The organism is Rothia sp. HMSC075F09, from assembly GCF_001810515.1.
Lineage (GTDB): Bacteria > Actinomycetota > Actinomycetes > Actinomycetales > Micrococcaceae > Rothia.
The window spans coordinates 73,420-95,446 of record NZ_KV801798.1 but is presented as its reverse complement, the minus strand read 5'-3'; the positions used below and the strand labels follow the sequence as shown (position 1 = coordinate 95,446).

Below are 22,027 nucleotides of genomic sequence, written 5' to 3'. Positions count from 1 at the left end.
CGGGGTAGCACCGCCTCCTTGACGTCTAACCGCTCACGCGGTCGGATGCTTCAGTAACTTATGCCTTGAAGCGGGGGAATGCGGACTTGCCAGCGTAAACAGCTGCGTCGCCCAGCTCCTCCTCAATGCGCAGCAGCTGGTTGTACTTAGCAACGCGCTCGGAACGTGCGGGAGCACCGGTCTTGATCTGGCCAGCGTTGGTTGCAACAGCCAGGTCAGCGATGGTGACGTCCTCGGTCTCACCGGAACGGTGAGAAACCATGCAACGGTACTCGTGGCGCTGTGCCAGCTCCATTGCATCCAGGGTCTCGGTCAGCGAACCGATCTGGTTCACCTTCACGAGCAGAGCGTTAGCTGCGCCCTCTTCGATACCGCGAGCCAGACGCTCGGGGTTGGTCACGAACAGGTCGTCACCGACAATCTGGACCTTGTCGCCGATCTGCTCGGTCAGGGTCTTGTAGCCCTCCCAGTCGTTCTCATCCAGGGGATCCTCGATGGAAACCAGGGGGTACTTTGCAACGAGGTCAGCGTAGTATGCGCTCATCTCAGCTGCGGACTTCTTCTGGCCCTCGAACTCGTATGCACCGTCGTTGTAGAACTCGGAGGATGCAACGTCCAGTGCCAGTGCAACCTGCTCGCCCGGCTTGTAGCCAGCCTTCTCGATTGCCTCAACGATCAGGTCCAGTGCAGCTGCGTTGGACTCCAGGTTGGGTGCGAAACCACCCTCGTCGCCCAGGCCGGTTGCCAGGCCGCGGTCGTGCAGCACGGACTTCAGGGAGTGGTAAACCTCAACACCTGCGCGCAGAGCGTCAGAGTAGTTGTCGAAGCCGATGGGAGCAATCATGAACTCCTGGATGTCAACGTTGGAGTCTGCGTGAGAACCACCGTTGAGGATGTTCATCATGGGGACGGGCAGAACGTGAGCGTTCGGGCCGCCGAGGTACTTGTACAGGGGCAGGTCAGCGGACTCAGCAGCAGCCTTAGCAACAGCCAGGGAGACACCCAGGATTGCGTTTGCGCCCAGCTTGCCCTTGTTGTTAGTTGCATCCAGAGCAATCATGGCTGCGTCAACAGCGCGCTGGTCGGAAGCCTCAATGCCGATGACCTCTTCAGCGATTTCTTCGATAACAGACTTCACTGCGCCCAGAACGCCCTTGCCCAGGTATACGGACTTGTCGCCGTCGCGGCGCTCAACAGCTTCCCACTCACCGGTGGATGCGCCCGAGGGCACAGCTGCGCGTGCGAAAGCACCGTCTTCGAGCAGAACCTCAACCTCAACGGTCGGGTTGCCACGGGAATCCAGGATCTGGCGTGCGTGAACTGCGGTAATAACAGCCATGAATTGTTCTCCTTATGAGATGTCAAGGATGTGAACGGCTCACCCGGTAGTGGACAAGTCGCGTCCCCTAAATTCTAGCAAAACTCCCACACAAACACACTAGTTGCCACCGCTTTTTTATTGCCTTAATGAAGGTCTCAATAACCCTTAGTCAGGCGCTACAAAGCGGAACAAGACCCACACTCCCCCACATTGTGAGGGTGTGGGTACTCCCCCAAAGCACAACATGAGCCCAAATGCCGGGGTATGTGCCACGAGCATCCTCACGGTTGCCCAACACAACCCCAAACAAACAGAAGGCGCTTTGAAACCTTTCATTCCCTCAGAGAACAGATTTCAAAGCGTCTCACAGAAGAACTCAACCAGCGTTTCTAATAGCTCGGCTCATCATGCGTATGCTGAGCAATATAGCGACGAGTGTACGAACGCAGGGCACGCTCCGGATCCAAACCATTACGCTGTGCGCGGCTCACCAACGCAAAGAGCAGCTCGCCGAATTCCTCTTCAGTGTGCATATAGCGCAGGTCGTCCTCCATGCTCGTGGGCTCCGGCGGCAGAATAATACCCGCCTTACGTGCCTTCACAGCAGTCTTCTCAGCCATAGCGAGCGCCGGCAGATGCGGTGGAATACCATCCAGCGCGCCACGGTCGCTCTTCTCCTTCTTCTTCAACGCATCCCACGCCGCCTGCTGCTCAGCCGCGGTGCGAGGCGCCTCCGAAGAGCCCTCAGACTCAGCCGCAAACACATCGGGGTGGCGCGAACGAAGCTTCTGCACAAGGCCCTCAACCACCTGCACGATGTCGAAGCCCTGCGGGTTTGCCGCAGCAATATCAGAGTGGAACACCACCTGTAGCAGCACGTCGCCCAGCTCCTCACGCAGCAGCGGCATATTCGGCTCGCCGCCGGTTTCTACCGCCTCGACAACCTCGTAGGCTTCCTCCACCAGGTAGCGGATTAGGGAGGCGTGAGTCTGCTCAGCATCCCACGGGCAACCGCCCGGTGCGCGCAGCAGCGCCATGGTTTCCACCAGGGTGCCGAAGGCTTCAGCCGCGCGGGCGGCAGTGTCCTGAACGTTCTGCGCCGCAGAAGCCTCAGGAGTATTAGAGGTATCAGTCATAACAATCTTCCTCATCGAAAAAATGACAAACATAGCGCGCCGCGCCGACCCCCACACGGGGAGCCGGCGCGGCACACCTTACAAGGTTTTAGAGGTTCCAGTGCGAAAGCGCGCTCGTCATATGAGCCGGGATCTTCGAACCCAAACGCGGGAACATACGCAGCTCCTCAACGTAACGCTCAGCATCCAACGGACGCGGGTAGGTGACAAACGCCTGCTCATTCGCATAATCGAATGCCGCCTGAACCGGCACGCCCGGGGTGAAGGTCAGGCTCATAGCCAGCGGCGAGCCCTCGCCCTCGCTGTACGAGTCGGTCTTCAGCGCCGGAATGTCCAGCAGGGTTTCGGGAATCAGCTCGAAGGTACGGACCTGCTCCCAGAAGCCGTTGCGGCGCACGTGGGTCAGGGCGTCGTAGTAGGAACCGAGGGCGCGTACACGAATCAGCACGGTAGTGGCGTCCTTTGCGGTGCCGTTCTCGCCGAAGAGGTGCTCGACGACCGGCGCCAGACGCTGAGCGACCTGAGCCTCGGTCAGAACCAGGTTACCGGCTGCCAGCTGAGTCTCCGAGGGAACCAGCGGGCTCTGCACCGCGGCGGAGGGGGTGTCCGGCTCAGCCACGATGGTGGGCAGCTGGTTGAGCTCGCTCAGCGCGGATGCCGAGATGCTGGAGGAGATACCTGCCGGGGTGCTCTCCGGCAGGGCAACCGGGGTGGTCGCCGCAGCGGGTGCCGCCTCTGCTACAGGTGCTGCCGGTGCAGTCTGAGCGGTAGCCTCGGAGGCGGGCGCAAGCGCTACGGGAGCCTCAGCAATCTTAGCTGCGGGGGTCACCTCAACGATCTTGAGCTCAGCGACCTTCTCAGCGGGCTCTTCCTGAACGCCGGTAGCCTTCGCAGCGGCACCGGCGGTGCCCACTGCGGCAGCTGCGGCAAGAGCACCAGCCAGGCCGGGTGCCACAGATGCGCTCTCAGCGGCAGGCTCAACGTCTACGAGGGCAGGTTCCTCGGCGGGCGCTTCAGCGGAAGCGGCGGAGGTTTCCTTCTCGGGCAGCAGTTCAGAGTCGTCCAAGAACGCGGGCAGGGCGGGTTCTTCGGAGCTCTCTGCGACCGGCTCTTCTGCAGCTTCTTCAACGGGCTGGGTGCGGTCCAGGGTGAAGGACTCTGCGACCACGGGAGCGGCAGCCTTCTGCTCCTCGACAGCCGAAACTTCCTCAGCAGGTGCTTCCTCAGCGTCCAGCTTCTTCTGAGCGTTGGCAACGATGGCTGCCAGGGCGGCTTCCATATCTTCGCCGGGCTCATCAGAGTCCTCGGCGGATACCTCGGTTGCCTCAGCGGCAGACTCTTCAGCCTGCTCAGTCTCGGGCTCTACGGTAGCCGCACCGAAGACCGGGTCGTTCTCGTAATCGTGCTCGAACTCAGCCTCAACCGGCGCAAACTCAGTCTGGTCAGACTGGACAGGCTCGTCGGAAGCTTCAACAGCTTCCTCTACGTCTTCCTTCTCCTGCGCAGAAGCAGCAGAACCAGCCACTGCAGTACCAGCAGCGGCAAGACCTGCAGCAGTCAGCAGACCCGCGGAGGCGCCCTCTTCAGCAGTCTCAACGACAGGATCTTCAGAAGCTACGGCAGCTGCCTCAGCCTCGTTCGCAGCCTGCTTCTCAGCGAGTTCAGCCTCAAGCTCACGCTCAATAGCCTCACGTTCAGCCTCAATCGGGTCAACACTCTGAACAGCAGCTTCCTGAGACTCATCCTGCGAGGTAGCCTCAGCGGCCTCAGCGGTCGCAACGGGCTTAGCCTCAACAGCGACACCTTCCAGCAGGAAGCTCTCGCTAATAGTCTGACCATCCACAGCACCCAGGTACGATGCGTGAACCTCCAGACCGTCACCCAGGCGCGGCTTCAAAGAGACAGCCGCACGGTTCCAGGTTGCGCCGGCCTGCTGAGCCTCGGTGTACAGTGCCGCCACGGGTGCGAACCAGTCAATGCCGGGCACCACAATGCCGGTTTCGACCTCGCGACCGCGGTGCAGCAGACGGTAGTGCATATCCTCATCCACCTGGCGCAGTTCCAGGCTCATGGTGCCCGAACCGCGGGTGCGCATGAGCTCCGCCAGGCCATAGAGGGCACGCTGCTTGGGGAGAGCGGGCAGGGTTGCCGCACCCTCTGCGGGCTCGCTCAGGATGATGGACTCGGCAACCAGCTCTGCCTCGTCTTCGCTGAGCTTCTGCTCAGCTTCCTTCAACTCTGCAGCGGGCTCCTGAGCGGACTCTTCACGAGCGGAAGCCTCCTGCTTCTCGGCTTCCTTCTTATCGATGGCCTCTGCGGTCAGAGCGACCCCCTGAGAGGTACCCTTTTCTGCCTTCTCCTCAGCCTTATCAGCCTTTGCGGCGGAGGCAACAGCAGCGGCAGCAGCCACGGGTGCAGCAACAGCGGCAAGAGCAGGAGCTACAGAGGAGCTCTCGACGGGCTCGTCGTCCTCAGAACCGGAGCCTTCAGCCGCGGAGTCCTCAATCTTGGTAGCAGGCTCTTCCGTAGCGGTTTCTTCCGCGGTGCTGTCCTCAACAGCGCTTTCTTCAACAGCGGAAGTGTCAAAGATCAGCTCTGCGGTGTTCTCTTCTTCAGCGTCGAAGTCCTCAGCCTCGAGCGATTCAGAGACGGACGCTTCGTGCTTCTCCTCAACGGATACAGCGGAGAGCAACTCGGTCTCATCAGAGACCGCGTCTTCTTCCTCAGTAAGTTCAGATGCCAGCAGTTCAGGTGCCTCAACGACAGCCTCAATCGGCTCTTCCTCACCAGCGGCAACAGGCTCTGCAGCCTCTTCTACGCCTGCGGTAAGGTCAATGGTCTCCTCGGATTCGAAGTCTTCAGTAGCATCAGCAACAGGTGCGGGTGCCTCAGAGGCCTCAGCGTCTTCGACAGATTCAGCAGCTTCAGTGGACTCGGGTGCCTCAGCGGACTCTGCTTCCTCAGCAACTACCTCATCAGCGGGAGCTTCTTCAGCGATTACCTCATCGGAGGCGACCTCGCCGAAAGTCTCCTCTTCGCTATCGAGGGTGATGCCCAGGCGAGCAGCGTAGGCTGCCGCCAGGTCGTCCAGGCCGGCGTTCTGTGCCTCGGTGACAGCGGCGCGGGTGCGGGCAGTCTTCAGGTCTTCTGCGGTCAGGGAGTCTTCAGCACCTGCAGATACGTCCTCAGCGGCAGATGCAGAATGAGCGTTCTCAGACTTGTTCTCAGTAGCTTCTACAACAGCGTCGGCAACCTCAAGCTCTTCGCCACCCTCTGCCTCGTCTGCAGCCGCTTCAGCGACCTCAGCGGCAGTATCTTCGACATTCTGGGCACGCAGAGCACGCAGGTGCTCTTCAAACTGGGAACGTGCATCCGCTGCGACGTCCTTAGGCTCCTGCGCCTCGATAGATGCGTCCTCAGCTTCGGACTCTTCATCATCGCGCAGGAACGCGGGGGTAGCGGGCTGAGCAGCCTCAGCAACCGGGGCGACTTCTTCTTTAACGTCCTGGTCCTCAGTATTCTGCTCGACCTCAACAGGCTCCTCAGATTCCTGCGGGAAAGCACCAAGCGCAGCCAGCAGGCTACGACGCTCCTGCTCCTCCGCCTGTTCCTCGGTCAGCTCCTCAGCAGCGGAAGATTCTTCAACCTTCTCATCGCCGTGCAGGAGGGCACGCTTGAGATCCTCAACAGCGCGGTGCTCTTCATTCTGCTCTTCGTCGTGGTTCTGGTGGCGTGCGCTTTCAGACTTCACGAAGCGGCGCAGGGAGTCCTCCCACTGCTGCTGTTCCATAATCTTTTCGCTCAGTCGCGCGCTCTTAGGAGCGTCTTCGCTTGCCTGTTCTTTCTGAGCCTTAGCGGTTTCGGCGCTCTGTTCTTCGCGCGACTGTTCATCCAACTTCTTCTTGCCGATTCCAAAGAAGCTCATTGGGTGTCCTCCTCCGGCGTGCGCCGTGTGATGGTGCGCCATCTCCTTCAACCCCCGCAGGTGTGTGGGCACGGAGTCGGGAACATGACGCAGATGTCCTCATAATCCTTTTAATTCTATCGTGTGCATAGAGTTTCACCCCGCTACTCGGTGAGAGGTAACGGGGTGAAACTTGTACAGTTTTCAAGGCTTGATGCGGCTATATAGTCGTACTTTCAAGCCTGACTTATAAGCTTTCGAGAAGCTCTTTAGCGTGCCTCATCGCGGATGGGGTTCGCCGCCTTCGCAGCCTTCGCCAGCTCAAAACGGACGGCGCGCAGGGCAGTTGCCGCCATGACGCGCACACCAATGCCGATTGCCTGCTCGCTCGGGGCGTAATCGCCCTGGTGCAGATCGTAGGTGGGGTCGCCGGGGGCACGGGTGCCCAGGCGGAACATGGAGCCGGGAACTTCCTGCAGCATCCACGCGAAGTCTTCGCCGCCCATGGACTGCTCAACCAGCACAATGGAGTCTTCGTCCAGTTCGGCGCGAGCCGCGTTCTCCAGCATGGTGGTTTCCAGGTCGGTGTTCACGACCGGGGGCACTCCGCGGATGTGCTCCACACGCGCGGTCACGCCGAAGGGTACGGCAACCTGCTCGATGACTTCATCCAGCATGTTGCCTGCCTGACGCCAAACCTCAACATCCAGGCAACGCATGGTGCCCGCCAGGTAGCCCTCGGCGGGAATAGCGTTGGGAGCAACACCAGCACTGACCTGGCCCCAGGCGACCAGCACGCCCGAACGCACGTCGGTACGGCGGGTCAAGACTGCGGGAACCTGCACAGCAATCTGGCTCATGGCGTAGATGAGGTCCTCGGTCAGGTGCGGGCGGGAAGTATGGCCGCCGTGACCGCTCAGATGAATCTTGATGGTGTCAGATGCGCTGGTAATCGCGCCGATGCGGGTACCAATCTGACCCAGGTCCACCTTCGGGTCGCAGTGCAGGGCAAAAGCACGCGGAATGTCCTTGAGCAGACCCTGAGCAATCATCTGCACGGCACCGCCGGGAAGCTGCTCCTCAGCGGGCTGGAAGAGAATGCGGACGCTACGGCCCAGCGGGGTCTTCTCGTTCAGCTCGTGCAGTGCCAGCGCCACACCGAGCATAACGGTCTGGTGAATATCGTGACCGCAGGCGTGCATCACGCCGGGGACGGTGGAAGCGTAGGGCAGACCGGTCTGCTCAACAATGGGCAGAGCATCAATATCGGCGCGCAGAGCCACGGCAAAGGGACCGCTTCCGATATCGACGTAGCAGCCGGTGCCTTCGCAAGCAACAGGATTCATGCCGGCTTCTCGCAGTCGGTTCATGAGGCGCTCAGTGGTCACCACCTCGCGGAAAGAAAGCTCCGGGTTGGCGTGCACTTCGCGGCGGAACTGCACGAGGGTACCCATCATGCGCTCCACCCAGTCATCGAAGACGGGGGTGGACAAATCGTAGCGAGAATTAGCAAAAACCATACACAGTAGAATAACGCCGCTCGCCGGGGTTTACCTACCCGTTCCCTCTTTCTGACAGCCCTCGAGAATATCTATGACTTTATGACAGATTGTGAAGAGTTTTTGTGCGCGCCCGAGCCCCCGAAAATGCTCTGCCCCATCATTTCCCTCAGCCCTTTTCTGTCAAACAATTCAAGCCGCCACCCGGTGTGGGTGACGGCTTGAATCGTCAATGCTGTATCAGCTGATACCGCGTACTCAGATTAGAGCGAGCGGCTCAGGATTGCCTGCTTCACCTCGGCAATAGCCTTGGTGATCTGGATGCCACGGGGGCAAGCCTCGGTGCAGTTGAAGGTGGTACGGCAACGCCATACGCCTTCCTTGTCGTTGAGGATCTCCAGACGCAGGTCGCCTGCATCATCGCGCGAGTCGAAGATGAAGCGGTGTGCGTTCACGATAGCGGAGGGGCCGAAGTACTGACCGTCGGTCCAGAAGACCGGGCAGGACGAGGTACATGCTGCACAGAGGATGCACTTGGTGGTGTCATCGAAACGTGCACGGTCCTCAATGGTCTGCAGGCGCTCACGCTCAGGCTCGTTCGAGTCGTTGATGAAGAACGGCATGATTTCGCGGTATGCCTGGAAGAAGGGCTCCATGTCAACAATGAGGTCCTTCTCGCAGGGCAGACCCTTGATGGGCTCAACGGTAATCGGCTTGGACAGGTCAAGGTCCTTCAGCAGGGTCTTGCAAGCCAGGCGGTTACGGCCGTTGATGCGCATTGCGTCCGAGCCACAGATGCCGTGTGCGCAGGAGCGGCGGAAGGAGACGGAGCCGTCTACTTCCCACTTGATCTTGTGCAGAGCATCCAGCACGCGGTCGGTGCGGTACATGGTCAGCGGGAATTCATCCCAGTACGCCTCGGAGGAAACTTCCGGGTTGTAGCGACGAATCTTGATGACCACATCGTACGTGGGGATGGAGTCGGAGTCGCCGCCGGTCATACCCTCAAACAGCTTGACGGATTCCGGTTCGGGGAGTTCGTTTTCAGCCATTTTAGTACTTACGCTCCTTCGGCTCGTAGCGGGTGTAGACAACGGGCTTGGTTTCGAATCGCAGGCCCTTGACACCCTCAAACTCGGATTCGGGGTCGAGGTAGACCATCGAGTGCTTCATGAAGTTGACATCGTCACGCTTGGGGAAGTCCTCGCGGTAGTGACCACCACGGGATTCCTTACGGTGCAGTGCACCAACGGACATGACCTTTGCCAGCTCAATCAGGAAGCCGAGCTCAACAGCCTCGAGCAGGTCGAGGTTGAAGCGCTTGCCCTTGTCCTGGATGGCGATGTTCTTGTAGCGCTCTTCCAGTTCAGCAATAGTTGCCAGTGCTGCGCGGATGGTCTCGTCGGTACGGAACACCTGCATGTCAGCTTCCATAGCCTTCTGCAGGTCTGCGCGGATAGCGCCGACCTTCTCGGTGCCCTTACCTTCGAGGATGCCGTTGAGCATGTTGAGAACGCGATCTGCTGCGTCGTCCGGAACCGGTACAAACTCAGCGGATGCTGCGTACTCTGCTGCCTTGCGGCCTGCACGCTTACCGAACACGTTGATGTCCAGCAGGGAGTTGGTGCCCAGACGGTTTGCACCGTGGACGGACACACAAGCAACCTCACCAGCTGCGTAGAGGCCGGGGATGGTCTCTTCGCTGTTGTGGTAGACCTCGGTCTCGTTGTTGGTGGGGATACCGCCCATTGCGTAGTGCGCGGTGGGGAACACCGGGATGGGCTGGTGGTGCGGTTCCACTGCCAGGTAGGTACGAGCGAACTCGGTGATGTCCGGCAGCTTCTCGTCGATGTGCGAGGGCTCCAGGTGGGTCAGGTCCAGCAGCACGTAGTCCTTGTGGGGACCGCAGCCGCGGCCTTCGCGCACCTCGTTTGCCATTGCACGTGCCACGATATCGCGGGGTGCGAGGTCCTTAATGGTGGGTGCGTAGCGCTCCATGAAGCGCTCACCGTCAGCGTTACGGAGAATACCGCCTTCACCACGAGCACCCTCGGTGACGAGAATGCCCAGGCCAGCCAGGCCGGTCGGGTGGAACTGAACGAATTCCATGTCCTCCAGGGGCAGGCCTGCGCGCAGTGCGATAGCCATGCCGTCACCGGTGAGGGTGTGCGCGTTGGAGGTGGTCTTGAAGATCTTGCCACAACCGCCGGATGCGAAGATCACGGACTTAGCCTGGAAGACGTGAACCTCGCCGGTTGCCAGGTCGTAGGAGACGACGCCGGCGGGGCGGGGCTTGCCCTCTTCGTCCTTGACCAGGATTAGGTCGAGAACGTAGAACTCGTTGTAGAACTCCACATTGTGGCGAACGCAGTTCTGGTAGAGGGTCTGCAGAATCATGTGGCCGGTACGGTCAGCTGCGTAGCATGCGCGGCGCACAGCGGCCTTACCGTGGTCACGGGTGTGGCCACCGAAGCGGCGCTGGTCGATGCGGCCTTCGGGGGTTCGGTTGAAGGGAAGACCCATCTTTTCCAGGTCGAGCACAGCGTCGATAGCTTCCTTAGCCATGATTTCTGCTGCGTCCTGGTCAACCAGGTAGTCGCCACCCTTGACGGTGTCAAAGGTGTGCCACTCCCAGTTGTCCTCTTCAACGTTAGCCAGAGCGGCGCACATGCCACCCTGTGCCGCACCGGTGTGGGAGCGGGTGGGGTATAGCTTGGTCAGTACCGCGGTGCGAACTCGCTGACCGGCCTCAATGGCGGCACGCATACCTGCGCCGCCGGCACCGACGATCACTACATCGTACTTATGTACCTGCATGATGTTCTTTCTGTGTTTTAGATGTTTTCGTTTGTCTCGGATACGTCGCCGTTAGCGTGCCGAGCAGAAGCTGGGGAGCAGTTCAGCCGCTGCGCCGGAGGGGCAGGGGTCGAACGCGAAGATGGTGAGGGTACCAACCAGCAGGACGAATGCGCATGCTGCGAAGAGGATGACCTTCAGCCAAACGCGCAGGCGGTCCTTCTCTGCGTAGTCATCGATGATGACGCGGATGCCGTTAGCACCGTGCAGCATAGCCAGCCAGAGCAGCAGCAGGTCCCAGACCTGCCAGAAGGGGTTCGCCCACTTGCCGCCCACGAAGCCGAAGTCGATGGCGTGGATGCCGTCGCCGACCATGAGGTTGGAGAACAGGTGACCGAAAATCAGCACGACGAGTACGACGCCGGACAGGCGCATACCCAGCCAAGCGAACATCTCAAAGTTGTTGCGCTTGGAGGAGGAGCGGTTGTATTTCACACCGTCGATGCGGTTGTCACGCAGACGGGGTACATAGGTGCGGGGCTTAAGCGGAGTAGCCATAGTTTAGTGACCTCCCATGTGCGAGAAAACGATCGGCAGGTGACGTGCTGCGAAGCCAGCAACGGTGATTGCCCAGAGGAAAAGCACAACCCAGAGAATCTTGATGTGCGTGTAAGTTGCCTTCTGGCTGATTTCGACGTTGCCGTCCTTGTTCTTCGCCTGGATGTGCTCCACGTGTGAGTTGGTTGCCTTACCCCAGAAGTCAATGAGGATAATGCGGATACCGTTGAACGCGTGGTAGACGATGGCGGCGACAAGCGCGGTCTCACCCAGACCCATGATGGGGTTCTTGTACAGGCTCAGTACGCCGTTGTAGGCCTCCGGGGAGATACGCACGACGGCAGTATCCAGGATGTGTACAAGAAGGAAGAAGAAAATCGCGATACCGGTAATGCGATGAGCAACCCAGGACCACATGCCCCAGCGGCCGCGGTAGAGGGTTCCTTTAGAACCATTCAACACTGAATAACCTCCTGCTGCGACGGCGAGCTTCCGGGTTCTGAGGGGTCATTGTGACCCTCAGCTTCCGGGCACAGCTGTGTGCTCACCGACTGCTTTTGTTCGTCTGTTACTTCCAAGATATCAGGTAAATTCACAGCTTATTGACACCCTGTTTAGGGAATTTTTACAGGTTCTAAAAGTGAATTAGGGCATGTTTTTATTACCATATCGCCTACTTCCCTGTGTTTGTGCGGAACTTACCTTAACCTAACCTCAAACATCGCCTAAATGAGAGCCGCCTGACACTTTTTTGTTAAAACCTAAAAGAATTCGATATATGACAAATTGACCCGCTATTCTTGAAGCGATGAATACTGCACTCACTCGATTCCGCCCGCTCATTCCCGCCGGCGGTGTTGGCTCGCGTTTGTGGCCCCTGTCCCGCGCGCACGCCCCGAAGTTCCTGCTCGACCTCACCTCGTCGGGCAATTCTCTGCTGCGTGACACCTACGACCGTCTCATCGATCTCAGCAACGGTTCCGTCATGGTGGTTACCGGCACTTCGCACGCCAATGCGGTTACCCAGCAGATTCCTGAACTGCGGGCCGCTGACCTGGTACTGGAGCCCTCCCCCAAGGATTCGGCTGCAGCTATCGGCTTGGCTTGCGCCATCATCCACCGCCGCGAACCGGACGCTATCATCGGCTCCTTCGCAGCTGACCACGTCATCAGCCCGGTGGACGAGTTCCAGCGCGTGGTGACCGAGGCTGTCATCACCGCGGCAACCGGCAAGATTGTCACCATCGGCATTACCCCCACCGAGCCCTCCAGCGCATTTGGCTACATTCACGCCAGCGAGTCCCTGGGCATCGAGGGTGCACCCAACGCTCACGCGGTGGACACCTTCGTGGAGAAGCCGGACACCGCTACCGCACAGAAGTACCTGGATTCCGGTGAGTACACCTGGAACGCAGGCATGTTCGTGGCACCGGCAGCCCTGATGCTCAAGCACCTCGAGGCGAACGAACCCGAGCTGTACGCGGGCATCATGGAGATTGCTAACGCATGGGACACCCCCGAACGTGAGACCGTCATGGAGCGCGTGTGGGAGACCCTGCCGAAGACCGCTATTGACTACGCAGTGGCAGAGCCTGCCGCAGCTGCAGGCGACGTTGCAATGGTTCCCGGCTCCTTCAGCTGGGACGACGTTGGAGACTTCGACGCCGTGGCACGCCTGAACACCGAGAAGAGCGGCGAAGAGCTGACCATCCTCGGCGAGAAGGACAACGTCATTAACCACGGTTGCTCCGGCATTGTTGTTGCGAACACCGACCGTAAGATCTCTATCATTGGTCTCGATGACATCGTTGTGGTGGATACCCCCGATGCTCTGTTGGTCGCTCCGCGCTCCAAGGCTCAGGCTGTCAAGGACGCTGTGGGTGAGGTCAAGGCGCGAGGCCTGAACAACCTCCTTTAAGTTTTTAGCCCCGAGTAGGTACGTGAACCCTATTCGAGCAAAAGACACCTCTAGAAACCGGCTCTCTTCTTTTCAGAAGGGAGCCGGTTTTTCTTATGCCCTGATGAGACACTTCGCGGGTCGGTTCAAGGCTTTCGCATAGTGGGGCCGGGAAGGAATCCCCCTTCGAATGAGAAGAGCGCAGGACGCCCTGCAGGCCCGACGCAGACTGCACTTCCAGACTCTGATATGAGCCAAGGAGTAGCTTCTATAGAGAACCATTCTCATGTTAATCTTGGTGCATGCACATGACCCGTAAGTTTTTCCTCACCCGCGCCGGCGCACTCGGCGCAGTAGCCGCCCTCGCCCTGACCGCATGCGGCTCCCAGACCACCCAGAACGCACAGACCAGCCCCAGCGCTTCCACCTCCGCGAGCGCAACCCCCGCACCCATCACCGAAGGCAAGGGCGCGGCAAGCCGAGTCGCCATCACCTACGACGGCGGCGTACTCGTCTACGACGCTAAAGATATGAAGTTGCTCGCCGACATCCCCAAGGAAGGCTTCTTGCGCCTCTCCGACGCTGGCGATAACCGCCACCTCGTCGTTGCAGACGGTAACAGCTACACCTTCCTGGACACCGGCGTATGGTCCGTAGCGCACGGCGACCACTCGCACTACTACACCACGTCCCCGTCGCTGTCCTCGCTGTCTCTTGCGGCTGACCACACCGGTCACGTCATCAAGGACAACGGCAAGGTCGCGGCATTCGCTGACGGCACCGGCTCCTTCGCCGTGTACGACCCGGCGAAGCTGACCCACGATAAGCGCACCGCTTCCTCCCTGGAGACCACCACCGTCACCCTGCCGCAGCCGCACCACGGCTTCGCAATCCCGCTGCCCAACGACCAGTACCTGGTAGCGGTTGGCGACTCGAAGACCCGCACTGGCGCCGCTGTTGTGGACGCACAGGGCAAGACCGTCATCGAGAGCCCCGCCTGCCCCGGCGTTCACGGTGAAGCCATCGCCAAGGACGGCGCGTTCTCCATCGGTTGCACCGACGGCGCGCTGGTCTACAAGGACGGCAAGTTCACCAAGATCACCAACCCCGAGGACCCGTACTCGCGCTCGGGTAACCAGGCCGGTAAGGCTGACTCCCAGTACGTTCTGGCGGACTACAAGACCGACAAGGACGCTAAGCTGGAGCGCCCCGAGAAGTTCTCCATTATCGACACCGTTGCGGCAACTCGCACCGTCTACTCCCTGCCTTCTGGCGTGAGCTACACCTTCCGTTCGCTGGCTCGCGGTCCCCAGGGTGAGGCGCTGCTGCTGACCACCGACGGTAAGCTGCGCGTCTTCGATCCGGCAACCGGCACTGAGCTGGAATCCGTACAGCTAATGGAGGCGTGGACCGAGTCTGAGACGTGGCAGGATGAGCGTCCGGCACTGTGGGTGGACGGTAAGACCGCCTACGTGACCGACCCGGCGACCAAGAAGCTCATTGCGGTATCTCTGTCGAACCCGGCAGCGCCGAAGGAGCTGATGAGCGTGGAGCTTCCGAAGACCCCGAACGAGATTCTGGGTGTCTCTTCCTCGAACGCTGCACCGGTTGAGGCTGAGGCACACGGCGCTGAAGCGCACGGCTCTGCTTCCTCCTCGGCTTCCGCTGATGCGCACGAGTCTGGCGAGGCTCACGAGGGCCACTCCCACTAGGGCTCTCACGCTGAGGCAAACCTAGCGAAAACGTAAAGAGAGATGCGACCGATAAGTTATCGGTCGCATCTCTCTTTACGTATGCCGGGTTTATGCGCCAGCCACTAACGCAGCGGCAGAACCCCAATCTCTTCCCAGTTCTGCCCGTCGTAGGAGTAGCAGTGCAGGTGATCCACGGTGAAGGTGCGTTGCTCGGCGGGCAGAGCATCAAACACCTCACGGGCGTTCGCCACCTGCTCTTCCGTGAGCCCGTGACCCAGGGTCACGTGCGGCACATAGGGGAAGGATGCCGCACCGGCACCGAATAGCTCAACCAGCTTCTGGTGAATCTGCTCGAACTCGGCCCTACCCGCCTCCAGGTTCAGGTACTCCACCTCGGTGACCGGGCGGAAGGAGTGTACCGAACCCCAGCGCGCCTCAAAACGCGGCATGTCCAGCGCCTCGCGGAACTGCGGGGAGTGCACCTCAGCCATTAGAGACTCGTTCAGCTCCGTCAGGTACACGGTCACGTGGGTGCTGATAGGCGCCACCGCACCACCGGCTACCGCGCGCTTCCACTCTTCCAGGCGCTGAACATTCTCACCGCTCACGTGCGCAATAACGCTCAGGTAGCGGCGACCGGGTTTCAGGGTCGGGGATACAGGAGCCGTCGTGGGGCTCGAAGAGTTCTCTTGTGCTGTCATCTCAATCGTGCAGGTAATGCGGCGTCTCAGCCGGGCAGGCTGAACAGCGCGCTAGATTGCGGCGGCAGGCAGGAAGCCAACCTTCTTGTACACGTTCTCAATGGTGACGGTAGCGATCTCGCGGGCAGCGGATGCGCCCACAGCCAGCAGGCGGTCCAGCTCGGCGGGGTCGTCCATCAGCTCGAGGGTACGCTCACGCACCGGGGTGAGGCGCTCCACCACAATATCGGCAAGGTCGACCTTCAGGTGGCCGTACATCTTGCCCTCGTAGCGTGCCACGATCTCGTCGATGCTCTCGCCGGTCATTGCCGAGTAGATGGAGAGCAGGTTGGAGACGCCGGGCTTAGCCTCGCGGTCGTAGGCGATGACGGAGCCGTCATCAGTCACGGCGGACTTAATCTTCTTCTGGGTTGTCTTGGGGGTGTCCAGAAGCTTGATCAGGCCCTTGTCGGTGGCTGCAGACTTGGACATCTTCGAGGTCGGGTCCTGCAGGTCGTAAATCTTAGCGGTTTCCTTCAGAATCACCGGCTCGGGTACCACGAAGGTCTCACCGAAACGGGAGTTGAAGCGCTGAGCCAGGTTACGGGTCAGCTCCAGGTGCTGACGCTGGTCCTCGCCCACGGGCACGCCGTCCACCTGGTAGAGCAGGATGTCGGCAGCCATCAGAATCGGGTAGGTGAACAGACCCACGGAGGCGTTCTCAGCGCCCTGCTTCTGAGACTTGTCCTTGAACTGGGTCATACGGGACGCCTCACCGAAGCCGGTGAAGCAGTTCAGAATCCACGCCAGCTGGGCGTGCTCGGGCACGTGCGACTGCACGAACAGCGGGGTGCGGGTCGGGTCGATACCGGAGGCGATGTACTGCGCCGCGGTCAGGCGGGTACGCTCACGCAGCTCCTCGGGGTTCTGAGGAACGGTGATGGCGTGCATATCCGGGATAAAGAACAGACATTCGTTATTCGGGTCGTCCTGCAACGCCACCCAGTTGTTCACAGCACCAATGTAGTTACCCAGGTGCATCGAATCAGCCGACGGCTGCGCACCCGAGTAGATACGCGCCTTCTGCTGAGAGGCGTTAGGGATGAGGGACTTATCCTGCTTCTTTTCGTCTGCCATAGTTATTTCCTGTGCAGTTCTTCCTGTGCGGTGCTGCGGACGGTGCAGCACATCTTCAAAAACTTATCTGTAGGTGGGTCCGCGTCTTACTCACCGATGCGGTAGTCAACCACGAGCGGCGCGTGATCGCTGAAACGCTCATCGTAGCTTGCCGCACGGTCCACGACCGCTTCCACGGCGCTTTCGGCGAGCGCCGGGGTCGCCATGTGGTAGTCGATACGCCAGCCAGCGTCATTATCGAACGCCTTACCGCGGTAAGACCACCAGGTGTAGGGGCCGGGCACCTGACCCGCCAGCTCACGAGCCACATCGCGGTAGCCGATATCGCCGAAGAAGCGGTCAAAGTAGGCGCGTTCCTCCGGCAGGAAGCCGGCACGCTTCTGGTTAGCCTTCCAGTTCTTAATGTCCAGCTCGGTGTGGCCCACGTTCAAATCGCCCACGATGAGCACGTGGTCCGAGTGCTTTGCCAGCTCAGGCATGCGCACCAGCATGCGCTCCAGGAAGCGGTACTTATCGTCCTGCTTCTGGGTACCGACCTCGCCGGAGTGAACGTAGGCGCTGACAACGGTCAGGGTCTTACCGTTGGGCAGAACGTAGTCCGCCTCAACCCAGCGGCCCGAATCGTCAAAGTACTCTTCGCCAATATTCGAGCGGGTCGCCACCGGCTGGTTCTCCAGAACTTCACCGGCCGAGTTCGGGGTGCGGCGGGTCGCCACCAGCACGCCCGCACGGCCCTTCGCGGCAGCCTCCGCGTGCAGAATATGCCACTGGGATTCGTCCAGCAGCTCACGCACGATAGCGTCGGGGGCGCGCACCTCCTGCAGGCAGAGAATGTCGATGTCACGGCTCGCCAACCACGCCGCCATATCCTTCTTGTAGGCGGCTCGGATACCGTTCACATTCACGCTCGCCACGCGAAGCAGACCGCTCGGGCGCGGTGCAGGGGTGTTAGAAAAATGCATAGTCTTAATTATGCCAGTTTGAGGGAAGAGAAATTTTCACTCGTGCGCGTTTTTTCTCTGGCTGAACGGTAAACTATTGGGTGATGAATTCACACTCCTCACATACCACCGACCACGGTGCCCCCTCACATTCTGCGGGCACCACCGCATCCGAAAGTACCGCTCACAACGCTGAGAGCCGCTACGAGCTACCCCCGATTCCCGGCCCGAAGTACGAGCAGGTCATCCACTACATTGAGCAGCGCTACATTATTCCCGGCAAGCCCGGCGATAAGCTACCCACCGAACGCATGATTCAGCAGAACTTTGGGGTGAGCCGCCAGACGGTTCGTAGCGCCCTGAAGGTTCTGATTGAACGCGGTCTGCTCTACAACGTGCAGGGTTCCGGCACCTACGTTGCCGAGCGCACCGACGCCACCTACATTCCGCGCGTGGACACCTTCGTTGACGATATGCGCCGCCGCGGTTTTGAGGGCTCCACCCGCATGATTGCGACCCGCTGGGTGGACGCCACCGAAGAGATCTCCACCCACCTATCCGTGCCGGTGGGCGAGCAGGTGCTGTTCGTGCGTCGTCTGCGTCTTGCCAACCACGAAGTCATTGGCTTTGAGCGTTCCTACTTTGTCAAGGCCGCCGCAAGCAGCATCCTGGACGCCATGATGGCGGAGATGTCCGGTGCGATGAGCTCGCTAGACCAGCTTGCCGACACCCCCAACGCCATTAAGCACGCCCGCGTACGCACCAGCGCGGCGCTCTTCACCGACGCCGACGCCGAGGCGTTCAACCACCAGGTTCCCGTGGGCGAGGCGGCGTTCAAGGTCTGCGCGACCGGCTACACCGAAGAAGGTAGCCCCGTCGAGTACGCAGAGACCCTGTACCTTGCCGATGCTTACTTCTACGAGATGATTCTCTAGCATCTGCCTTTTCGATTGTGATGACAGTGTGAAGGGCGGTGCCCCGGTAGAACAATCTACCGGGGCACCGCCCTTTTGAGTTATCAGCTCTGAAATGTTGCGAGCCTTACGCCGCCTGACGCTCCGCAGTCTCAACCACGTTCACCAGCAGCTCCGCGCGGGTCATCGGGCCCACGCCGCCGGGGTTCGGGGAAACCCAGGACGCCTTCTGCGCAGCTTCCGGGGAAACGTCGCCGAAGAGCTTCTTCTTGCCGGTCTCCGGGTCCTCAGCGCGGGAAACGCCAACGTCCAGCAGGATTGCACCGTCCTTGACCTGGTGAGCCTTCAGCACGTGCGGAACACCCACAGCGGCAACAATGACGTCAGCCTCGCGCAGCACCTCGTCCAGGTTCTCGGTACCGGTATGCGCCAGGGTTGCGGTTGCGTTCACCTCGCGGCGGGTCAGCAGCAGACCCAGCGGGCGACCCACAGTAATGCCGCGGCCGAGCACCACAACGTTCTTACCGTTCCAGTCGATACCGTGGCGCTTCACCAGCTCAATGACACCGTTGGGGGTGCAAGGCAGCGGGGAATCCAGCGGCTCAGAAACGTTCAGCACGAGCTTGCCGAGGTTGGTCGGGTGCAGGCCGTCAGCGTCCTTCTCGGGGGCGATGCGCTCCAGCACGCGGTTGGTGTCCAGGTGCTTGGGCAGGGGCAGCTGCACAATGTAGCTGGTGCACGCCGGGTCGTTGTTCAGCTTGTCGATCTCTGCGTCGAGCTCTTCCTGAGTGATGTCACCGGGCAGGTCCACACGGATGGAGTTAATACCGATCTCTGCGCAGTCGCGGTGCTTAGCGCCCACGTACGAGCGAGATGCGGGGTCGTCACCGACCAGCACGGTACCCAGGCCGGGGGTAATACCCTTAGCCTTGAGCGCCTCGACGCGCTCCTTCAGCTCTTCCTTGATGGCTGCGGCGGTTGCGTTACCGTCTAGAATCTGGGGCATTGTTTTTCCTTCCATAGATTGCGGCGGGTTCGCCGAAACGGACGGTCTGTGTGTTGGGCTCTAGGGTGTGCCCCTAGAGGTACCACTCCCCCGCTACGTCCCTCGACGGGTGTAGCGGGTAGAGCGGCAAAAAGTAAGAGGGCGAAATAACCCCGCCCGCTCAGCACTCGCGAAGGGATGTTGAGCGAACGGGGTCATTCATGGGTCTACCAGTTCTCGCTGCCCTGGTAGAGGGGGTACTTGGCGCACAGTGCCTCAACGCGGGCACGCAGCGCAGCGATGTCCGGGTTCGGCAGCAGTACGGAAGCGATAATGTCAGCAACCTCGGTGAAGCCCTCGGCGTCGAAGCCGCGGGTCGCCAGAGCGGGGGTACCGATACGCAGACCGGAGGTCACCATCGGCGGGCGCGGGTCGTTCGGCACGGCGTTACGGTTGACGGTAATGCCAGCGGCGTGCAGCAGGTCCTCTGCTTCCTTGCCGTTGAGGGCGTGGTTGCGCAAGTCAACGAGCACCAGGTGAACGTCGGTACCGCCGGAAGCGATCGACACGCCGGCGTCCTTCATGTCCTGCTGTAGCAGGCGGTTCGCCAGGATCTGTGCGCCCTCAACGGTGCGCTTCTGGCGGTCCTTGAACGCATCAGATGCGGCAACCTTGAACGCGGTAGCCTTCGCAGCGATCACGTGCATGAGCGGGCCACCCTGCTGACCGGGGAACACGGCCGAGTCAATCTTCTTCTTCAGCTCCTCGGTGCAGAGGATGAAGCCGGAGCGGGGGCCGCCCAGGGTCTTGTGTACGGTGGAGGACACCACGTGTGCGTGCGGGACGGGGTTCGGGTGCAGACCCGCAGCCACCAGGCCCGCGAAGTGAGCCATGTCCACCCACAGGTACGCACCGATTTCGTCAGCAATCGCGCGGAACGCGGCGAAGTCCAGCTGACGGGGGTACGCGGACCAGCCGGCGATGATCAGCTTGGGGCGCTCGGCAAGAGCCAGTTCACGCACCTGCTCCATGTCAACGCGGCCGGACTCGTCCACACCGTACGCCACGACGTGGTACAGCTTGCCGGAGACGTTCAGCTTCATGCCGTGGGTCAGGTGGCCACCGTGCGCCAGGGACAGACCCATGATGGTGTCGCCGGGGTTCAGCAGCGCGTGCATGACGGCATTGTTCGCCTGCGCACCGGAGTGGGGCTGAACGTTGGCGTGCTCAGCACCGAAGAGTTCCTTCACGCGGGAAATAGCGAGGGACTCAACGATGTCGACGTACTCGCAGCCGCCGTAGTAGCGGCGGCCGGGGTATCCCTCAGCGTACTTGTTGGTCAGCACCGAGCCCTGGCTTTCGAGGACGGCACGGGGGACGAAGTTCTCGGATGCAATCATCTCGAGGGTGTTCTGCTGGCGCTTGCGCTCCAGCTCAATGGCTTCTGCAACCTCGGGGTCGAGGTCGGCGAGGGGCATCTCGAGGATCTTCTGCTCGGACATTACGCTCCTGGGAGTGTTTTTACATTATCTTCGGTCGCTCATCATCGGGGCAGCCGCGGCGGGCGCCGGGCGGTCTTCAGGAGGCGGCGGGCGCCTCCAGTTGAAAACCCTGAATGAAAAAATATGAGCTACACCTCATAATACCGTAAAGCCCGCTTTCCTTCGAGAAGGAAAACGGGCTTTACAAAGCATCACGATGAAGTTTTACGGCGCCGGTATGGTACCGGTGCGGGACGCTTGGCACGCCCCGGCGGGCCTATCGGCAAGGCGGCGCAGGTCGGTGAGTCCTAAGCCTGGCGCAGGATGGCGGAGGCGTACTCCAGGTAGGCCTCGCGGGCGCTCTCCTTCTTACCGCCAGCCACCAGCTGGGTCTGCACCACGTAACCGGTCAGCACCGACAGTACCGCGGCACCGATAACGGTCAGCCACTCTTCAAGCTCCTCGTCGGTGAAGTCCAGCTCAGCGGCACCCCAGGCGCGGTAGCGTTCCAGGGACTGATCGCGCAGGTAGCTCAGCTGTTCGGACACCACGGTCGCCAGCTGCGGCATTGCCACGGCCTCGCCCCAGGTGACGAGTAGGTGACGGCGAATTTTGGGGGTGTCCAGCACCTTCAGGCACCCGAACACGTAGTCCCAGGGCTGTTCGGCGCGGATGCGGTCGAAGGGCGCCATGTCCATGCGGGCTGCCGCCAGGATAATCTCATCCTTGGAGGAGAAGTGGTTATAAATCGCTCCAGCAGACAGGCCAGTGGCCGCAATAATCTCGCTCATCGAAGCCTTCTGATAACCCTGCTTGATGAAGCATTCGCGGGCGGTCTCTACAATCTGAGAACGCCTGTTCTTTTTGTATTCTTCGCTGACTTTAGGCACACCCTAATCCTAGCGAATTTTTAGCCAATCCGTGCGCATCCTGGTCGCTGTTGACGCGCCCTCATGCGCAAATCCGGCGCAAAATAGAGCAAAAATTCTATAAATACGACTGCCCACAATACGGATGCTCCACCGCAGATGTTCCAACACGAATGTCCCAGGTGGAGAGTATGAAAAAGCGGGGCATCCCAGGC

General features: G+C 60.5%; 17 protein-coding genes. 3 read left to right on the top strand and 14 right to left on the bottom strand.

The genetic code is table 11. The annotated features are described in order from the left end of the window. Positions 1-58: 58 nt before the first annotated feature. The 8 genes from eno to sdhC all read right to left on the bottom strand — a co-directional run bounded on the left by eno (position 59) and on the right by sdhC (position 11,676). Positions 59-1,339, bottom strand: coding sequence for a phosphopyruvate hydratase (gene eno, locus HMPREF2749_RS07835; RefSeq protein WP_049341512.1), 1,281 nt, complete (start codon positions 1,337-1,339; stop codon positions 59-61). Between the two features lie 371 nt (positions 1,340-1,710). Beyond that, positions 1,711-2,457, bottom strand: a complete 747-nt coding sequence (locus HMPREF2749_RS07830) for a nucleoside triphosphate pyrophosphohydrolase (RefSeq protein ID WP_049346817.1) — start codon at positions 2,455-2,457, stop codon at positions 1,711-1,713. 88 nt (positions 2,458-2,545) lie between these two features. After that, on the bottom strand, positions 2,546-6,382 hold the full coding sequence (locus tag HMPREF2749_RS07825) for an ornithinee aminotransferase (RefSeq protein WP_070594004.1): 3,837 nt from the start codon (positions 6,380-6,382) through the stop codon (positions 2,546-2,548). A 248-nt stretch (positions 6,383-6,630) separates the two neighbouring features. After that, the gene (locus HMPREF2749_RS07820; RefSeq protein WP_070594002.1) at positions 6,631-7,881 is read right to left on the bottom strand and encodes an amidohydrolase; all 1,251 of its coding nucleotides are present in this window, start codon (positions 7,879-7,881) and stop codon (positions 6,631-6,633) included. A 242-nt stretch (positions 7,882-8,123) separates the two neighbouring features. After that, the gene (locus HMPREF2749_RS07815) at positions 8,124-8,912 is read right to left on the bottom strand and encodes a succinate dehydrogenase iron-sulfur subunit (protein ID WP_005506828.1); all 789 of its coding nucleotides are present in this window, start codon (positions 8,910-8,912) and stop codon (positions 8,124-8,126) included. Position 8,913: 1 nt separating this feature from the next. Then, positions 8,914-10,677: a succinate dehydrogenase flavoprotein subunit gene (sdhA, locus tag HMPREF2749_RS07810; RefSeq protein ID WP_005506821.1), complete on the bottom strand. Its 1,764-nt coding sequence runs from the start codon at positions 10,675-10,677 to the stop codon at positions 8,914-8,916. Between the two features lie 51 nt (positions 10,678-10,728). After that, complete coding sequence (locus HMPREF2749_RS07805; protein WP_005506820.1) at positions 10,729-11,214, bottom strand: succinate dehydrogenase hydrophobic membrane anchor subunit; 486 nt, start codon at positions 11,212-11,214, stop codon at positions 10,729-10,731. 3 nt (positions 11,215-11,217) lie between these two features. Further along, on the bottom strand, positions 11,218-11,676 hold the full coding sequence (sdhC, locus tag HMPREF2749_RS07800; protein ID WP_005506819.1) for a succinate dehydrogenase, cytochrome b556 subunit: 459 nt from the start codon (positions 11,674-11,676) through the stop codon (positions 11,218-11,220). Between the two features lie 346 nt (positions 11,677-12,022). Here sdhC and HMPREF2749_RS07795 point away from each other — a divergent pair, with 346 nt between their 5' ends. After that, positions 12,023-13,132: a mannose-1-phosphate guanylyltransferase gene (locus tag HMPREF2749_RS07795; protein ID WP_049346824.1), complete on the top strand. Its 1,110-nt coding sequence runs from the start codon at positions 12,023-12,025 to the stop codon at positions 13,130-13,132. A 287-nt stretch (positions 13,133-13,419) separates the two neighbouring features. Next, on the top strand, positions 13,420-14,823 hold the full coding sequence (locus tag HMPREF2749_RS07790) for a hypothetical protein (protein ID WP_246823517.1): 1,404 nt from the start codon (positions 13,420-13,422) through the stop codon (positions 14,821-14,823). A 104-nt stretch (positions 14,824-14,927) separates the two neighbouring features. On the opposite strand, the gene HMPREF2749_RS07785 is transcribed toward HMPREF2749_RS07790, so the two are convergent. From HMPREF2749_RS07785 to HMPREF2749_RS07775, 3 genes are all read right to left on the bottom strand, one after another. Next, positions 14,928-15,506 (bottom strand): 2'-5' RNA ligase family protein, encoded by a 579-nt coding sequence (locus HMPREF2749_RS07785; protein ID WP_049350034.1) that lies wholly within the window; start codon positions 15,504-15,506, stop codon positions 14,928-14,930. Positions 15,507-15,557: 51 nt separating this feature from the next. Beyond that, complete coding sequence (trpS, locus tag HMPREF2749_RS07780) at positions 15,558-16,622, bottom strand: tryptophan--tRNA ligase (protein ID WP_049338682.1); 1,065 nt, start codon at positions 16,620-16,622, stop codon at positions 15,558-15,560. An 86-nt stretch (positions 16,623-16,708) separates the two neighbouring features. Continuing rightward, complete coding sequence (locus tag HMPREF2749_RS07775) at positions 16,709-17,584, bottom strand: exodeoxyribonuclease III (protein ID WP_005506814.1); 876 nt, start codon at positions 17,582-17,584, stop codon at positions 16,709-16,711. An 80-nt stretch (positions 17,585-17,664) separates the two neighbouring features. Between HMPREF2749_RS07775 and HMPREF2749_RS07770 the strand changes: the two genes are divergently transcribed. Continuing rightward, positions 17,665-18,498: a GntR family transcriptional regulator gene (locus HMPREF2749_RS07770; protein ID WP_049352140.1), complete on the top strand. Its 834-nt coding sequence runs from the start codon at positions 17,665-17,667 to the stop codon at positions 18,496-18,498. A gap of 106 nt (positions 18,499-18,604) precedes the next feature. On the opposite strand, the gene HMPREF2749_RS07765 is transcribed toward HMPREF2749_RS07770, so the two are convergent. From HMPREF2749_RS07765 to HMPREF2749_RS07755, 3 genes are all read right to left on the bottom strand, one after another. After that, the gene (locus HMPREF2749_RS07765) at positions 18,605-19,483 is read right to left on the bottom strand and encodes a bifunctional methylenetetrahydrofolate dehydrogenase/methenyltetrahydrofolate cyclohydrolase (protein ID WP_005508973.1); all 879 of its coding nucleotides are present in this window, start codon (positions 19,481-19,483) and stop codon (positions 18,605-18,607) included. A 206-nt stretch (positions 19,484-19,689) separates the two neighbouring features. After that, on the bottom strand, positions 19,690-20,964 hold the full coding sequence (gene glyA, locus HMPREF2749_RS07760; RefSeq protein WP_070594000.1) for a serine hydroxymethyltransferase: 1,275 nt from the start codon (positions 20,962-20,964) through the stop codon (positions 19,690-19,692). 287 nt (positions 20,965-21,251) lie between these two features. Then, positions 21,252-21,833, bottom strand: coding sequence for a TetR/AcrR family transcriptional regulator (locus tag HMPREF2749_RS07755; RefSeq protein ID WP_070593999.1), 582 nt, complete (start codon positions 21,831-21,833; stop codon positions 21,252-21,254). Positions 21,834-22,027: the final 194 nt, after the last annotated feature.

Bases quoted from the DNA above. Each gene is read 5' to 3' on its own strand.
- eno (WP_049341512.1), bottom strand. From the start codon at position 1,339: ATGGCTGTTATTACCGCAGTTCACGCACGCCAGATCCTGGATTCCCGT.
- HMPREF2749_RS07830 (WP_049346817.1), bottom strand. From the start codon at position 2,457: ATGACTGATACCTCTAATACTCCTGAGGCTTCTGCGGCGCAGAACGTT.
- HMPREF2749_RS07825 (WP_070594004.1), bottom strand. From the start codon at position 6,382: ATGAGCTTCTTTGGAATCGGCAAGAAGAAGTTGGATGAACAGTCGCGC.
- HMPREF2749_RS07820 (WP_070594002.1), bottom strand. From the start codon at position 7,881: ATGGTTTTTGCTAATTCTCGCTACGATTTGTCCACCCCCGTCTTCGAT.
- HMPREF2749_RS07815 (WP_005506828.1), bottom strand. From the start codon at position 8,912: ATGGCTGAAAACGAACTCCCCGAACCGGAATCCGTCAAGCTGTTTGAG.
- sdhA (WP_005506821.1), bottom strand. From the start codon at position 10,677: ATGCAGGTACATAAGTACGATGTAGTGATCGTCGGTGCCGGCGGCGCA.
- HMPREF2749_RS07805 (WP_005506820.1), bottom strand. From the start codon at position 11,214: ATGGCTACTCCGCTTAAGCCCCGCACCTATGTACCCCGTCTGCGTGAC.
- HMPREF2749_RS07795 (WP_049346824.1), top strand. From the start codon at position 12,023: ATGAATACTGCACTCACTCGATTCCGCCCGCTCATTCCCGCCGGCGGT.
- HMPREF2749_RS07790 (WP_246823517.1), top strand. From the start codon at position 13,420: ATGACCCGTAAGTTTTTCCTCACCCGCGCCGGCGCACTCGGCGCAGTA.
- HMPREF2749_RS07785 (WP_049350034.1), bottom strand. From the start codon at position 15,506: ATGACAGCACAAGAGAACTCTTCGAGCCCCACGACGGCTCCTGTATCC.
- trpS (WP_049338682.1), bottom strand. From the start codon at position 16,622: ATGGCAGACGAAAAGAAGCAGGATAAGTCCCTCATCCCTAACGCCTCT.
- HMPREF2749_RS07775 (WP_005506814.1), bottom strand. From the start codon at position 17,584: ATGCATTTTTCTAACACCCCTGCACCGCGCCCGAGCGGTCTGCTTCGC.
- HMPREF2749_RS07765 (WP_005508973.1), bottom strand. From the start codon at position 19,483: ATGCCCCAGATTCTAGACGGTAACGCAACCGCCGCAGCCATCAAGGAA.
- glyA (WP_070594000.1), bottom strand. From the start codon at position 20,964: ATGTCCGAGCAGAAGATCCTCGAGATGCCCCTCGCCGACCTCGACCCC.